This window comes from Chelativorans salis (assembly GCF_025336525.1).
Lineage (GTDB): Bacteria > Pseudomonadota > Alphaproteobacteria > Rhizobiales > Rhizobiaceae > Chelativorans > Chelativorans salis.
Genome location: NZ_JAOCZP010000001.1, coordinates 761,543 through 776,678 on the forward strand (window position 1 = coordinate 761,543; position 15,136 = coordinate 776,678).

Annotated in this window: 12 protein-coding genes; 9 read left to right on the plus strand and 3 right to left on the minus strand. The window is 64.4% G+C overall.

Annotated features, from left to right (window positions below):
• Positions 1–9: 9 nt before the first annotated feature.
• The 3 genes from N5A92_RS03695 to tssH form a co-directional block, all read right to left on the minus strand.
• A complete protein-coding gene (locus N5A92_RS03695) occupies positions 10–1,827 on the minus strand; it encodes a serine/threonine-protein kinase (protein ID WP_260900491.1) in 1,818 nt (605 codons plus the stop codon).
• A gap of 23 nt (positions 1,828–1,850) precedes the next feature.
• A complete protein-coding gene (locus N5A92_RS03700; protein WP_313958379.1) occupies positions 1,851–2,639 on the minus strand; it encodes a PP2C family protein-serine/threonine phosphatase in 789 nt (262 codons plus the stop codon).
• Positions 2,640–2,781: 142 nt separating this feature from the next.
• Entirely contained in the window at positions 2,782–5,529 is a 2,748-nt protein-coding gene (gene tssH, locus N5A92_RS03705; protein WP_260900492.1) for a type VI secretion system ATPase TssH, read from the minus strand.
• Between the two features lie 378 nt (positions 5,530–5,907).
• On the opposite strand from tssH, the gene tssA reads away from it, so the two are divergent.
• Genes tssA through tssJ form a run of 9 tightly spaced genes read left to right on the plus strand, consistent with a single transcriptional unit; the run spans position 5,908 to position 15,124 of the window.
• The gene (gene tssA / locus N5A92_RS03710; protein ID WP_260900992.1) at positions 5,908–7,059 is read left to right on the plus strand and encodes a type VI secretion system protein TssA; all 1,152 of its coding nucleotides are present in this window, start codon (positions 5,908–5,910) and stop codon (positions 7,057–7,059) included.
• 6 nt (positions 7,060–7,065) lie between these two features.
• Positions 7,066–7,602: a type VI secretion system contractile sheath small subunit gene (tssB, locus tag N5A92_RS03715; RefSeq protein ID WP_260900493.1), complete on the plus strand. Its 537-nt coding sequence runs from the start codon at positions 7,066–7,068 to the stop codon at positions 7,600–7,602.
• Between the two features lie 3 nt (positions 7,603–7,605).
• Positions 7,606–9,114, plus strand: coding sequence for a type VI secretion system contractile sheath large subunit (gene tssC / locus N5A92_RS03720; RefSeq protein WP_260900495.1), 1,509 nt, complete (start codon positions 7,606–7,608; stop codon positions 9,112–9,114).
• 27 nt (positions 9,115–9,141) lie between these two features.
• Positions 9,142–9,591 carry an Hcp family type VI secretion system effector gene (locus N5A92_RS03725; RefSeq protein WP_260900496.1) on the plus strand — a complete coding sequence of 150 codons (450 nt, stop codon included), beginning with the start codon at positions 9,142–9,144 and terminating at the stop codon, positions 9,589–9,591.
• Between the two features lie 18 nt (positions 9,592–9,609).
• The gene (gene tssE / locus N5A92_RS03730; RefSeq protein ID WP_260900497.1) at positions 9,610–10,329 is read left to right on the plus strand and encodes a type VI secretion system baseplate subunit TssE; all 720 of its coding nucleotides are present in this window, start codon (positions 9,610–9,612) and stop codon (positions 10,327–10,329) included.
• A 2-nt stretch (positions 10,330–10,331) separates the two neighbouring features.
• Positions 10,332–12,206, plus strand: a complete 1,875-nt coding sequence (gene tssF, locus N5A92_RS03735; protein WP_260900499.1) for a type VI secretion system baseplate subunit TssF — start codon at positions 10,332–10,334, stop codon at positions 12,204–12,206.
• On the plus strand, positions 12,170–13,231 hold the full coding sequence (gene tssG / locus N5A92_RS03740; RefSeq protein ID WP_260900500.1) for a type VI secretion system baseplate subunit TssG: 1,062 nt from the start codon (positions 12,170–12,172) through the stop codon (positions 13,229–13,231). The genes tssF and tssG overlap by 37 nt, the downstream gene beginning before the upstream one ends.
• Complete coding sequence (tagH, locus tag N5A92_RS03745; protein ID WP_260900501.1) at positions 13,228–14,658, plus strand: type VI secretion system-associated FHA domain protein TagH; 1,431 nt, start codon at positions 13,228–13,230, stop codon at positions 14,656–14,658. The genes tssG and tagH overlap by 4 nt, the downstream gene beginning before the upstream one ends.
• 4 nt (positions 14,659–14,662) lie before the next feature.
• Positions 14,663–15,124 carry a type VI secretion system lipoprotein TssJ gene (tssJ, locus tag N5A92_RS03750; protein WP_260900502.1) on the plus strand — a complete coding sequence of 154 codons (462 nt, stop codon included), beginning with the start codon at positions 14,663–14,665 and terminating at the stop codon, positions 15,122–15,124.
• The last annotated feature ends 12 nt before the right edge of the window (positions 15,125–15,136 follow it).

Here is a 15,136-nt window from a genome sequence, read left to right on the forward strand (position 1 = left end):
CGCCCGCATTCACCCTCCGAGGCGGAAATACTTGGCCACCGCGGTTCCGTTCGACTGCCGTGCGCGGACCTCCGTCAGGATGCGCGGGAACAGATCGGCAGCCGGCGTCGGCGCCGTGAACTCCGCGGCCTCAATCCCGTCCGGACTGGCGAGGGTGACGATCAGTTGAGGTGCCGGCTTCCCTCGCGCTAAGTCGGCCGCGGTCAATCCGATATTGATGCTGAACGTCGCTGCGTCGCCCCCAGCCTTCAGCCTGTTGTTCAAGCTGTAGGCCATCCCCCGGTGGTCGACCAGGATGACGTCGGCCTTGCGCCCGCCGAGGCCCTGCAACTGCCCGCGTATCTCCGCGCCGTTCGGAAGCGCCATCTGCCGCAGCGCCAATTCCGGCGCCCGTGCCGGCAAACTGGCCATTTCGCGCAGGAGGTCGGTGACGATGCATTGCTCGGGTTCGATCAAGCGTACGCCGACCTCGGGTTCGATGCCGAAAGTGCTCTCGTATGCCGCTTGCAATTCGACGAACGGCTCCACATTCCTGCCGAAGCCCTCCAGCTCCGTCGCCGAGGCCGAGGTCGCCGTTACATAGAAGCAGTCGCCGCCGGAATAACTTCTGAGCCAGGAAAGCCGGTTCTCCGCCTGGTCGACCGTGCCCGGATTTTCGTCAGGCGTCGGCTGCGTCGGCGGTGGCTGAGCGGGCTCGTCCGCCTCCCCCGCGGCCGGGCCGCTGGGGGGCGTGTCGGGCCCCTCCGGTACCGCCGGAGGTGGATCAGGCAGGACTGCCGGCTCCCCAGTCGCCTCCTGCTGATACGAAGGCTCGAACAGCCCTCCGAAATATGCTCCGGCAAAGACCACCGCTGCGGCTAAGAGCGCCAGAAGAGCCAGCGCACCACCGCGCCGGCGTCGGGATGGGGGCGCCGGTGCTGGGCCATTCCGTGCAAAGGGCGGCATTACCGGCGCAGCGGGATGGGCGCGGTCGGCACTCGGCTGCCAATCGGCGACCTCCTGCATGCTCGGCGGACGATCTCGCGGGTCCGGCTGCAGCATCGTCTCGAGCAGGGGCCGGAAATCGGAATCGATGCTGCTCAGGTCGGGAATGTCCCGGCGCTTTTCGATTATCTCGAGCTGTGAGCCGGACATATCCATCGGCTTGCCGCGTAGGGCGGCGGCGAGAACGAGGCCGAGGCTGTAGATATCGGACCGCTCTGTGATCTCGCCGCCGAAAAGACCAAGCTGTTCGGGCGAGATATAGTTGTATTTGCCGGCGAATTTCCCGCCAAGAAGCGTCCCGCCGCCCACCACCGCCGAGCGTGCGATGCCGAAGTCGATGATCTTGGCCTTCTCCACGCTTCCGCCGGGAAGGATGATGTTGTCGGGCGAAAGATCGCGGTGGATGACGCCCGCCTCATGGGCTGCGGCCAGACCTGCGGCAACGCGTCGGCGCAATCTCCAAACCCTTTCGGGCGGCATAGCTCCCTGGCGCAGGACCTCCGCGAGCGGCTTTCCGTTGACGAATTCCATCGCCAGATAGGGGCGACCGATGCCCTGGTCGATCGTGAAGACGTGGTAGCGGACGATGGCCTCGTGCGACAGATGGTTGAGGATGGAGGCTTCCTTCCTGAAGAGCGCGAGGATGGCGGGGTCGCGCGCGAATTCGGGCAGCACGATCTTGATGGCGACCGGGTCCCCGGTCTGAATATTGTGCCCGCGGAAGACCTCGCCCATGCCACCGGAGCCTAGTCGCTCGTCGAGCTCGTAGATGCCGCTCAACTGGGTGCCCAGCGTAACGCTCGCCATCGCGGGCATGATGCGGGTTTTCTCGTCAGATGACATCGCGCAGGAACCGCTCCCGGAACTTAGAACGGGCCATTGGTGCCTCTCCTCGTCGTCTCCGCCTCGTGCACCTTGACGATGACAACTGTCACATTGTCTGTCGCGCCGCGCGACAGCACCAGTTCGAGAAGGTGCTCGCAGGACTGCTGGGCGCTATGTCCCGTCACTGCTTCCCGGATTTCCTCGTCGCTCACATGGGCTGTCAGCCCGTCCGTATTCAGCACGAAGACGTCGCCGGGCAGCGTCTCGCTCTGCATGGCGTCGATCTCGACATCCTCAGTAACCCCGATCGCCCGCGTGATGACATTGCGGCGCGGCCAGGATTGGGCTTCCGCCGGATCGATCATGCCCCTGTCGAGAAGCTCTTGCACCTCGCTGTGGTCGCGCGAGACCTGCGTGATCGCACCGTCACGGACAAGGTAGATGCGGCTGTCGCCGGACCACAAACATGCATAACGGCCGTCGAAGGCGAGGAGAGCCGCGACCGTGGAGCCGATCGTAACACCGCCCCTTGCCGTCGACAGTCGACGGATTTTGGAGTGAGCGCGCGCGATCCGATCCTCGAACTGGGCCAGAAGTTCCGGCGCAGAGTGTACGGCGGTCAAACCGCTCATCTGCTCGACGATGCTGGCCGAAGCCACTTCGCCCGCGTCGTGGCCGCCCATACCATCGGCGACCAGCCAGACGCCGCTGGCCGGATCCATGAGGAAACCGTCCTCGTTGATCTGGCGGACACGGCCCCTATGGCTCAGGCCAAAGCTTTCGAAGGTCAACGACACGGTATTTGCAAAGCCCGCCTTCGACATGTGCATTCCACCCCACCCGCCGCCGTCTATCTCCCGGACGGCATGCGTTCACTGCCATTTTTTCGGGTGCTCGCGCGCGGCTGTGCGATCGCACCCTTCCGCCTGCGCCGCAACATTGCGCGTGATACGGCGGTCGGCACCGGTCGTCTCAATCGAACGCATAGGTGAAGCCGCCATCGGAAGCACCGACCGTCACTTGGGTGATGGACTGCCCGTCGAGCATGCGGTTCAGGACCCCACGGCTCAGCTCGGGCAGCAGCGTGTTCGTTAGGATTGCGTCGATCATGCGTCCGCCGGACTCGATCTCGGTGCAGCGCGCTTTGACGAGATCCATCACGCCGTCACCGATGATAAGCTCCGCCCCGGAGGTCTCGCGCAGACGCCGGGCGACCTTTGTGAAGTGGTGCCTGGTGATGGCCTCGATCATCGCATCCGACAACGGGTAATAGGGTATCGTCACCACCCGGCCGAGAAAGGCCGCCGGGAAAACCTTCAGCAGCGGCGAACGCAAAGCCTTGTCGAGATCCTCCATCTTCGCCCGCTTCTGCCCGTTGCCCGTGCGATCCATGATCACCTCGGAGCCGACATTGGACGTGAGCAGGATAAGCGTGTTCTTGAAATCGATGCGCCGGCCTTCGCTGTCATCCATCATTCCCTTATCGAAGACCTGGAAGAAGATCTCGTGTACGTCGGGATGTGCCTTCTCGACCTCATCGAGCAGGATGACCGAATAGGGCCGGCGGCGTACCGCCTCCGTCAGGATGCCACCCTTGCCGTACCCAACATAGCCCGGAGGCGCGCCCTTGAGGGTGGAGACCGTGTGCGCTTCCTGGAACTCCGACATGTTGATGGAGATGAGGTTCTGCTCGCCGCCGTAAAGCGTCTCGGCGAGCGCCAGCGCTGTCTCGGTCTTGCCGACGCCCGATGGGCCGCAGAGGAGGAAGACGCCGACCGGTTTTTCCGGCGCGCCGAGCCCCGCCCTGCTCGTCTGCACGCGTCTGGCGATCATCTCCATGGCATGATCCTGGCCGACAACGCGTTCCGAAAGTATGGCGGCGAGGCGCAGCGCTTTTTCCGTCTGGCTCGTGAGCATGCGGCCGGTCGGGATGCCGGTCCAGTCCTGCACCACCGCGGCAACCGCGTTGCGGTCGACCGAAGGCAGGATCAGCGGTGTCTCGCCCTGGGCCTCGGCAAGCTCGGTCATGAGCTCGCGCAAGCGCGCAAGATCGGCCGCAGGGTCGGCAGCCGCCTGCGCAGAGGCCGGCTCCGCCGGTGGCAACTCGGTCGCTGGGTCTCCAGGCTCTTCCGCCTCCGGGGCCTCGCTCTCGGCCTCTGCCTCGTCGAGCGCCACGCCCTCGCCGCGAAGCCGCGCGCGAAGTGTAAGGATTTCCTCCACCAGCGCTTTTTCACGCTCCCAGCGTTCCTGCGCGGCGGCAAGGGACGTCTCGATTTCGGCAAGCCCGGCCTCGACCCGCGCCTGCCGGTCGGCAACTTCGATGCCGATCGCCGCCTCGCGCCCGATGATACCGCCCTCCACCTCCAGCGCCTGCTTGCGACGCAGAAGGTCCTCCACTTCCGCCGGCGTGGCGTGCTGCGAGACGGCAACGCGTGCGCAGGCGGTGTCCAGCAGGCTCACCGCCTTGTCCGGCAGCTGCCGTGCCGGGATGTAGCGGTGCGAAAGGGCGACCGCCGCCTCGATGGCCTCGTCGAGGATCTGCACCTGGTGATGTTTTTCCAGGATACCCGCCACGCCACGCAGCATGAGCACGGCCGCCGCCTCCGACGGCTCCTCAATCTTCACAACCTGGAAGCGGCGGGTGAGCGCGGGGTCTTTCTCGATGTGCTGCTTGTATTCCGCCCAGGTGGTGGCGGCGATGGTACGCAGCTCGCCGCGCGCAAGCGCCGGTTTCAGAAGATTGGCGGCATCGCCCGTGCCAGCAGCACCGCCGGCGCCGATCAGCGTGTGCGCCTCGTCGATGAAGAGGATGATGGACGTTTCGGACGACTGCACCTCGTCTATCACCGCCTTGAGCCGCTTTTCGAACTCGCCCTTCACGCTGGCTCCAGCCTGCATCAGCCCGACGTCGAGCATTCTGAGGCTGATATCCTTGAGCATTGGCGGAACGTCACCTGCGGCGATCCGCAGGGCGAAGCCCTCGACGACGGCCGTTTTCCCCACGCCGGCCTCGCCGGTCAGGATCGGGTTGTTCTGGCGGCGCCGCATCAGGATATCGATGATCTGCCGGATCTCGGGGTCGCGACCGACGACCGGGTCGATCTTGCCGCTCTTCGCCCGCTCCGTCAGGTCTGTGGCATATTTCGCCAGCGCCGACTCGCCGCCCGCAGGCCGCCGCTTCGGCATTTGCTCCGGAGCGGCGTCGCCGGCAGTTCCTTCCAGTGAACCTTCCACCACCTCGGCGAAGCGGGTGATGACGGTGTCTGCGTCGATCTTGTCGAACTCACCGCTGATCTTCGACAACAGGCCTTCCAGGACGGGCGTCCTCAGGCAGGCAAGCAGGATATGGCCGCTGCGTACCTCGCCGGCCGCAAACTCGAGCGTGGCCAGGCTCCAGGCCTCCTGTATGGCGTGGAAGATATGGTCGGAGAATTCCTCGATCGACGTGGCGCCGTAGGGCAGCTTGTCCACCGCGCGGGTGAGGTCGGCGGCGAGCCTACCTGCATCGATCCCGGTGTCTGCCAGGATGAACTGGACGTCCGAGCGGTCCGACAGCGTGAGCTGCTCGACGAAGTGCACGAGTTCGACATAGGGATTGCCGCGCAGCTTGGCTGTCTCGGCCGCCGCCTTGAAGGCGCGCAGACAGGTGGGATTGAGCTTGCCGACCAGTTCCTTGCGCTTGACGCTCTGCGATGACCTGCGCGTGCCACTGGCCTCCATCGGACCTGCTCCTGATCGGACTGGCTGGGCAATAACTTGCCATACAAACCGGACTTTACAAAGCGAGATCGGGAGAGTTACGGGAGTTCGCCGGATGATGAAGAGATTTTTCTATGGATTCTCCGCATGTTGTATGTGGATTCCTCATAAATCCACTCACTTGCGAAACTTTACATGCAGATCATAAAACTTAGCCTTTCTTGTAAATTATTACATCCAAAAGATATGTGTGCGGCGCAGCAATCGTTCAAAAAGATACATTCATGAACTCAATTGCGTAATCTTGTTCCTTTTCGGATTCTGCTGAATTGTTACAACGGAAAATCATGTGCTAAAGTAGCGCATGCCCGGCCTCGAACCTGGGCGCAGGGGGTTGGCGTGATTGATCTTGCTCTCTGGCTGAGTCCTTTGGACGGTGAGAATCCGTCGGGAGAAGACTTGCGCAACGATCCGCGCTTCCACGAGCTGGAACGCCTCGCGGAGCCGCAGGTCGAGGTAGTTCACGACGAGCGCAACAAGCCCTCCTCCCAGATGACGATCCCCGTCGACTGGGCGGCCGTGCTGGAAAAAACGGAGGAGTTGCGGGCGCATGGCCGGGACCTCCGCCTGCTCGTCCTCCTCACGCAGGCCCTCGCTAACGAAGAAGGGTTTGCCGGCCTCACGCAGGGCCTGACGCTTATTGCCAAGACAATTGAAACCCATTGGGACACGGTGCACCCGGCGCTGCGGTCCAATGCGCCGCCGCGCGAGGCTGCGCTGCGCCGTACAAACGCACTTCTGGAACTGCAGAACAGCCAAACCGGGCTGCTGGCGAACCTCAGGCAAAGAACGTTCTTCGCCCCGCGCGGCATCGGACCGATCAGCGGACGCGACCTGGAGCAGGGTTCACTCGACGAGCGCACGGTGCTGCAGGAAGCGGCATCGGGCCTCAACAGCGCGGAGCAGGCCGAACTTGCCAGCGCGCACGAGCAGCTTCTGTCGCGCGTGCGCGGTGGGTGCGCTGCACAGGCCGATCAGGCAGGCGAGGAGATGACCTCGCTTGTCGCCGACATCCGCGACACGCTCACCGCCCTGGATGCAATCGGGGCCGCACTCAAGTCGCGGCTTGAAGCCGAGGTCGCCGTCGCTCCGGAGTTGCGCAAGTTCATGGAACGCGTGCTCACGACGCTTGAGCGCACCGCCGCATCCCGCAATTCGGAAACCGCCGATCTCCCGGCCACTCCGGAAGTGATGCGGCCCAACGGACAGGACCAAACGGCCGCGGCGGCCAATACAGGGGGAAGCGCGCCGCTCCCGTCGCGGATCAACTCGCGGGAAGACGTCGTCAAATGCCTCGACCTCGTCATCGCCTTTTATGACCGCACGGAGCCATCGAGCCCGATCCCGCATCTGGCCCGGCGCATCCGGCGGATGGTGCCGATGGATTTCCTCGAGCTGATGGAAGACCTCGCGCCGTCGGGGCTGAAGGAATTCCGTCTTCTCGCCGGCACCCCCGACAACAGAAAGACGGCTCAGAAAGACGAAAGGTAGCAGACCATGAGTGAAACCAAGGCCAAGGTCATAGAGAGAAACCGCGCGCCGCGGGTGCAGATCGCCTATGAGGTGGAGCACTATGGCAGCCCGACCACGATCGAACTGCCCTTCGTTATGGGCGTGATCGCCGATCTCGCGGGCGCATCGGAGACACGCGAAGCACAGAAATCGGTACAGGACCGCGGTTTCGTTGAGACCGACGCGGGGCGTTTCCCGAAATTCATGGAGGCGCTGGGGCCGCGCGTGAAGGCGCGCGTGAAGAACGTGCTCCCGCAGCCCGAGGGAGAGGAGCGCGAGGAAGAGCTTGCGGTCGACCTGACATTCTCCAACATGGGCGACTTTGCACCCGACCGCATCGCCGAACAGGTGCCGCAGCTTGCCGAGATCCTGAAGATGCGCCGGCAGCTCGTCGAACTCCTCGGCTTTATGGACGGCCGGGTCGATGCGGAAAAGCGCATCGCACAGTTGCTGAACAACGAACCGCTTCTGGGCCAGATCGCCAGCCAGGCGCTGGAAGACCAAAGCAAGGTTGAGGAATAAGCCATGGCCGAGCAGCAGAAAACAGCAGCCGTCGCCGAAGCCGAAACCGAGGCCGTGGACCTCGGAGAATTCAGCGAGCTTCTCGAGAAGGACTTCCGCGTCAAGAAGGACGATAGCGAGAAGCTGCAGCAGCTCGTCCGCAACCTTGCCCTTGCGGCGCGCTCGCGCTCCGAGACAGCGACGATCTCCTCGAATGCCATCAAGTCGATCAAGTCTCTGATCGCCGGCATTGACCAGATGCTGTCGGCGCAGATGAACGAGATCCTACATGCGCCAGAGGTGCGGGAGATGGAAGGCACCTGGCGGGGCCTCTGGTATCTCGTCAACAACACCGAAACGGATCAGAAGCTGAAGATCCGGGTGATGAACATCACCAAGGGGGAGCTGGCCGACACGCTGGAAGACTATGAAGGCCAGATGTGGGACCAGAGCCCGGTCTTCAAGAAGATCTATACGGACGAGTACTCGATGTTCGGCGGCGAGCCGTTCGGCTGCCTGATCGGCGCCTACGAGTTCTCCAACCATCCGCGTGATGTGAGCCTTCTGCGCAACATGTCGGGCGTCTGCGCCTCGGCGCATACGCCCTTCATCGCCGCAGCCTCGCCCACCCTCTTCCGCATGGAGACCTGGCAGGAACTGCCCAACCCGCAGGACCTGCAGCAGATCGTCTCCTCGCCGGCCTACGCCTCCTGGCAATCGCTGCGCGAGAGCGAAGACGCGCGCTACATCGGTCTGACTATGCCGCGCGTGCTCGCCCGTCTTCCCTATGGCGCCGACACCGTTCCGGTGAAGGGTTTTTCCTTCGAGGAAGAGGTGCACGGGGACCACAACAAGTATGTCTGGATGAATGCCGCCTTCCCCATGGGCGTCAACATCAACCGCAGCCACAAGCTGTTCGGCTGGGGCACCCAGATCCGCGGCGTGGAGAACGGCGGTACGGTGATGAACCTGCCCGTTCATGCCTTCCCGACAGATGACGGCTCGGTAGCCATGAAGTGCCCGACGGAGGTCGCCATCGACGACCGGCGCGAGGCGGAGCTCGCCAAGCTGGGTCTGATGCCCATCCTGCACCGCAAGAACACGGACCTCGCCGCCTTCATTGGCGCCCACTCGCTGCAGGACGACGACAAGCGGGCCGGTCGTCTGGTGGATACGGACGCCCAGGCAAACGAACGGTTGAGTGCAAACCTGCCCTATCTCTTCCCCGTCTGCCGCTTCGCCCACTATCTGAAGGCGATTGCGCGCGACAAGATCGGCTCGTTCAAGGAACGCTCCGATATGGAGATCTGGCTGACGGAGTGGATCAACCGCTACGTCCTCGCCAACCCCGCCTTCGCCGACGACAAGGCCCGCGCCAAGCGCCCGCTTGCGGCGGCCGAGGTCCAGGTCGACAGTGTCGAGGGACGGCCCGGCTACTACAACGCCCGTTTCTATCTGCGCCCGCACTACCAGCTCGAGGGGATCAATGCGTCGCTTCGGCTCGTATCGGAGCTGCCTTCCGTCAAGTCGTGAATGAGTTGAGTACAGTGGAGAGCGGAAATGAAGATCGATGGTTTTTTGAAGGTTCCGGACATTACGGGCCCGAGCGTTCGCGACGGCCACGAAGACGAGATCGAGATCCACGGGGTGGAGTTCGACATGAAGGCGCCGCACGATCCCAACTCGCTTTCGCGACGGGGTCGGGTGGCATTGGGCATGATCAAGTTCGTCAAGCACTATGACAAGTCCTCGCCCTATCTGAAGCAGGCGCTCTTCCAGAACAAGAAGCTGGACGAGGTGAAGTTCTCCGCCCGCCGGACAATCGAAGAGGCGACCAGCGACTATCTCGTCATCACCCTCACCGACGCCTCGGTGGTCGACTACGAGATGCGGCCGAGCGAGGACGAGCCGGACCTGATCGAGGAGCGCATCGGCTTCGCCTATAAGGTCATCAACTTCACCTATGACGACTCCGACGAGGTTGAGATGGACGTGCATGTCGGCGTCTAGGGGACAAGCGGTATCCGGATGATGAAGACGACGAGCAGCCCCCGAGCAGCACGCGAGGCGGTCCAGCCCTCACTTTGGGACCGCCTCGTGAACGATCTGCCTGGGCTGTCCTCGGAAATCGAGGCGATGCGCAGGACGCTCGGCGAGGAGTTGGGCGAGGCGCGGCTCGACGCGCTCTCGTCCGGCAGTCTGCGCGCGATCGAAGCGGATCCGGAGCTTACGGCCGAGCAGAAACGGCGCCTGCAGCGGCTCGCATTCCTGGAGCGCAGCCGTGCCGAGCTTGAAAGCCGCGGCATCGTGGTCTCGGCGAGCGTGCTGAGGGAGGCGGTGCGGCGTGACATCGAAGCGCTGTTCAATACCGAGCGCTTTCAGTCGGTTCCGCTTCTGTCCGCCCAGGAGGCCGCACAGGCGGATGAGGACCTGCTGACGCTAGAGGGCTTCCCGGAGGTTCGGCGCAGCGTCATCAACTACGGCATGCCCTCCTTCTCCGGGCGTTCCTCGCGCGATTTCGACCGCGAGGCGCTGGCGCGCGAGATCCGCGACATTCTCACCACCTTCGAGCCGCGTCTGAAGGAGGGGTCGACGAAGGTCACCGTCGGCTTCGGCGACAAGAGCATAGGCCTGAAGATCGAGATCGATGCGGTGCTGATCATGACGCCGGCGCCGGAGCGTCTGAACCTGCGCACCACCATCGATCTCGACAATGGCGTGGCGCAAACCGACTTCAAGGATGCCTGAAAATGGATCGGGTCTTCCTGGAATATTACGAGGAGGAACTGACCCACATCCGCACGCTCGCGGCAGAGTTTGCGCAGATGCACCCGGCGGTGGCGCGCAACCTGTCGCTGGATACCACACCTTGCCCCGACCCCTATGTCGAGCGCCTGCTCGACGGCGTGGCATACCTTGCCGCACGCACGCGCCTCAAGGTGGACGCGGAGCGCTCGCGGTTTTCCCGCAGTATCCTGGAGGTTCTTTATCCGGACCTTGTCACGCCAGCGCCCGCAACGGCAATGGCGGTGCTGAAGCCAGGCCAGCAGGTGCAGACGATGGATGCCGGCCATGTCGTCGCCCGCAACACGCGGCTGGTCTCCAGCCTGCGCCCGGGCCTGTCCACACGTTGCATCTTCACCACCGCGCAGGACGTTACGCTCTGGCCGTTGAAGGTCGCATCCGTCACCTATTTCCAGGACCGCAGCGCGATTTCGGCGGGCGGCATAAATCCCCCGGCGGGGAAAAGCGGCGAAGCCGCCCTTCGCCTGACCCTTGCCCGCGTCGGCAAGGGCAAGCTCTGCGATCTCGCTCTGGATAGCCTCAGTCTACACCTCGCCGGCCGCACCAGCGCACCGCTTCTGTTCGACGCCATCTTCGGCATCTGCTCCAGCGTAGGCGCGCGCGCCGAGGGCAAGGACAGTCCGACGACTGCTTTACCCCCACCTGAGATGATCGGCATAAGCGATGCCGAAGCGCTGATGCCGCGTACGCGAGCCACCTTCGAGGGCTATCGCCTGCTGCGCGAATACTTCATCATGCCCGAACGCTTCCATTTCGTGCGCGTTGCCGGGCTTCATCCGGTCGTTAAGACCTGCGCTGCGGGGCTGGAGATAATCTTCTTCTTCAGGAGGCCGGCGCCGGATCTGGCTGATCTCAAGCCTGCCGACTTCGAGCTCTTCGCCACCCCGATCGTCAATCTCTTCGAGCGCGAGTGTAATGCCATCGAGCTTGACGCCAGACGCACGCGGCAGGTGCTGCATGCCGACCGCACGCGGCCGCTCGATTTCGAGATATTCCGGGTCACTCATGTCGAGGACGCCGACATGGAGGGCCCCGAGGCCGAGATACCGGCGCTGTTCAGCCTGGGCCAGAACCGCGGCAGCGGCTGGGTCTATTCGGTCGAGCGCAGACCCCGCCGCGCGACGGAGGACGAGCGGCGGGAGGGCATTACGCGGACGTCCTATACGGGCGACGACGTCTTCATCGCGATCTCCCGTCCGGCCGGGCGGCAGGCGAGCCGACCTCTCAGGCGCATCGAGGTCTCAGCGCTCTGCACCAACCGCGACCTGCCGATCCTTGACGACACACCGACCCTGACGTTGGAAAGCGGCGATCCGGTGGAGGCCGTCCGGCTTTTGGGGGCGCTGCGCGCGCCGCAACCGGCGATCCCCGCCACGCTGCCCTCCGGCGCGGGCGGTGAATCGCGGGCCGACGATCTCGCCTGGCGGCTCGTGGCACAGCTCTCGCTGAGTTTCCTGAGCCTCGCCGAGGAGGGACGCGGCGCGGATCCTCTGCACGTACTGCTCGATCTCTATGCCGACCGGGGGGATCCCGAGCTTGCCCGCCATGCGCGCTCTATCGTGCGTATCGCCTCCCGTCCCGTCGTCGAAAGGCTGCCGATCGACGGCCCGATGTGCTTCGGCAGGGGCACGGAGGTCACGCTCCATGTCGATCAGTCGGTCCTTGCAGGGCAGAGCGCATTACTGCTTTCAGCCCTGCTTGCCCGGCTCTTCGCCCGCCACGCGGGCATAAACGGCTTCGTGCGCACGCGTACGAGGCTTCTTCAGAAGCAGGAGGACGTGTCATGGCCGATGACGCCCGGCAACCGCTTCCTGATCTAGAGAAGAGCGATCTGCCGCACACGGCGTTCGACTTCTTCGAGCTTTTGCGCCGGCTTGAAAACGGCGGCGGTATCTTCGGCCATGCCGGCCGTCCCGACCGAGAGCCCGCCCGGCTTGGCCAGCACGTGCGGCTCGGCTTTGCAACGCAGGACGTGGTCGAATTCCGCCCGGCGTCGGGCGACGCGCCGGCCAGAATCACAGTCGCCAATCTCGGACTTCTGGGGCCGGAAGGTCCCATGCCGCTGCATCTGACGCGGTGGGTGCTGGACCGCTTGTCTCAACGCTGGTTCGCGGGCGCCGAGGCGCGGCAGACCAGCGACACGACCTTCCTCGACTTCATAAACATTCTTCAGCACCGCATGATCGCCCTTTTCTATCGCGCCTGGGCGGATGCCACGCCGGCGGTACAGGTAGAGCGCTCCGAGGGGGATCGGGTCCGCGCCATGCTGAAGGCCATGGCCGGCATAGGACTGCCGGGAACCGAGAACAGCGAAAATCCTGAAATCGACACGGTGAAGCTCGGCCAGGCTGCCTCGCTTGTCAGCCAGATCGAGGGGCCCGAGCGGCTCACACTGTTTCTCTCGGAAGCCTTCAGCGTGCCGGTGCGGCTGCAGGAGTTCGTCGCTACCTGGCTTACCATACCGAAGGCGCTGCAGACGCGGCTCGGGAGGGATCACGCCACCCTTGGCCGAGGTGCCACGATCGGACCGCGTATATTCAGCCGCCAGAGCCGTATAGAACTGCGTATCGGACCGCTGAGCAGGGACGAGTTCGAGGCGTTCCTTCCTGGAGGCGCACGGCTCGTGGTGCTGAAGCGGGCCGTGCGCGACCTGGTCGACCAGCAGTTCGATGTGGATGTCAGGCTGGTGCTCGCCTCAAGCCAGGTGCCGCGCGCGAAGCTCGGTGCAGCACAGCTTGGGCGCACGGCATGGCTTGCGCGGCCGCAAGGCTGGGGCGATGCCGAAGATATGCGCATGCGGGCGGCCGTCGGATGGCGGCCGGAAGCGGCGGAGGTGGCAGCATGAGCCTGCGTCTCACGCTCGAGCAAGGACCGCACGCCCAGGCTGTGCGGCAGACGCGGCTGGACCAGGGTGAACTGGTGATCGGCCGTAGTCCCGAGGCGGACTGGCAGATTGAAGACCCCGACATGTTCGTGTCGCGCACCCACTGCCGCATCACCGCCGGCGAGAGCGGCTATTCCGTCACCGATCTTTCCTCCAGCGGCCTCTTCATCGACGAAGCAGCCAGCCCGTTGGGCTCCGGCAACACGGTGCCGCTCAGGAACGGAATGCGGCTCAGACTGGGTGACTACGTTGTCTGTGTGGAGCTTGATATTCCGACAGGTGAGCAGCCGGCGGACCATGACAGCCTTCCCCGGCGGGCACCCTCGGGAACGCCCGTCAGCCTCGGCAGCGACGACTTCTTCTCGGTAAGGAGCGAAGAGGAGCCGCAGCGCCCGCGACCGGCGGACCTGCCGAACCCGTTCGAACAGCCGGAACCGGGCGCCTTCCGTGCCTTCGAGCGCAGGGCGGATCGCTCTCTCTCGCCGGCCTTTGATGATCCCTTCAGCCTCGATCCGGTGGCAACGCCGAGGTCCGAAAGCGACGAAGCGCCCGAAGCAGCCCCCTGGGCAGAAACTCCCGCGAAGGTAAGGCATGAGTCACCGCGGCAAAGGTCCCGCGAAGAAGGCAACGACTTCGCCTTCGGCACAGATGCCTTTTCAAGCAGCGAAGCGACCGGAGGGCGGCGAGGAAGCGTCACCGAAGAGCATTCCTCGCGGGTCCCGTGGGACCCGCCTGCCGATCTTCCTCGCAAGCGCCCTGCCCCGCATCTTACGGCACCTCGCCAAGCAGCCGTACACGCACCTGTCAGAGGCGCGGCAGAACCGGCGCTCCGCGCAGCTTTCCTGCGCGGACTTGGCGTTGACGAGGCCGATTATCCATCCGCCGATCCGGTTGCCGAAATGGAAAGGTTCGGACGCCAATACCGCATCATGATGGAAGGGATGATGCAGCTCCTGCGCAAGCGTGCGGAGGAGAAGGGCAGTGCCCGTGTCGCACAGACTGTGGTGGGCGCCTCCGAGGTCAATCCGCTCAAGTTCCTTCCCACGGTCGATGACGCGCTGGCGACGATGCTCGCTGAGCGCAGCCCCGGGTTCCTTCCGGCAGAAGCCGCGATCGCCGACGCCGTGCACGATCTCGCCCAGCATCACATACGCGCATGGCGCGGCCTGCAGGGGGCGCTGCGGCGCATGATCGACCGCTTCGACCCGGCGGCGATCGAGGCGGAGCTGAAATCGAGCTCGGCCATCGAGACCATTCTCGCCGGCGGGCGCGGCGCCAAGCTCTGGGAGCTTTACCAGAAGCGCCACCGTGAGATCGCCACGAGCGCGGAGCAGCGCTTCATGGGTGAGATCGGCGCCGATTTTCGAGATGCGTATGAAGAGGAGTGACTGCATGATCGACCGGCGCAATTTCCTTCTCGCCCTTGGTGCGACGAGCTTCCTTTCCGCCTGCCAGAGCGGCCCGCCGAAGCCGTCCGCGGTGACGGTGAACCTGATCGGCCAGGCCGGGATGAACCCGGGGCCGGACGGTGGCGGCAGGCCCGTGACGGTGCTCGTCATGCGGCTCAAGAGCACCGGCATATTCAACTCGGCGGACTATTTTGCTCTTCAGAGCGATCCCGCGGGAACGCTCGGCGGCGATCTTCTCGGCACGGATCAGATCCCTGTCGGGCCCGGTGGCAGCGCCTCCAAGACCATCACGGTGGAACCGGAAGCGACGGCGCTGGGCTTCGTGGCGCTGCTTCGCGAGCCGGGCGGGCGCACGTGGCGGTCCACGGTTCCCGTCTCGCCGGGCTCACAGTTCAGCGTCAACGTCACGATCGGCGGCAGCGGGATGTCCGTAGCACGCGCATGAGCCAGAGAGTGC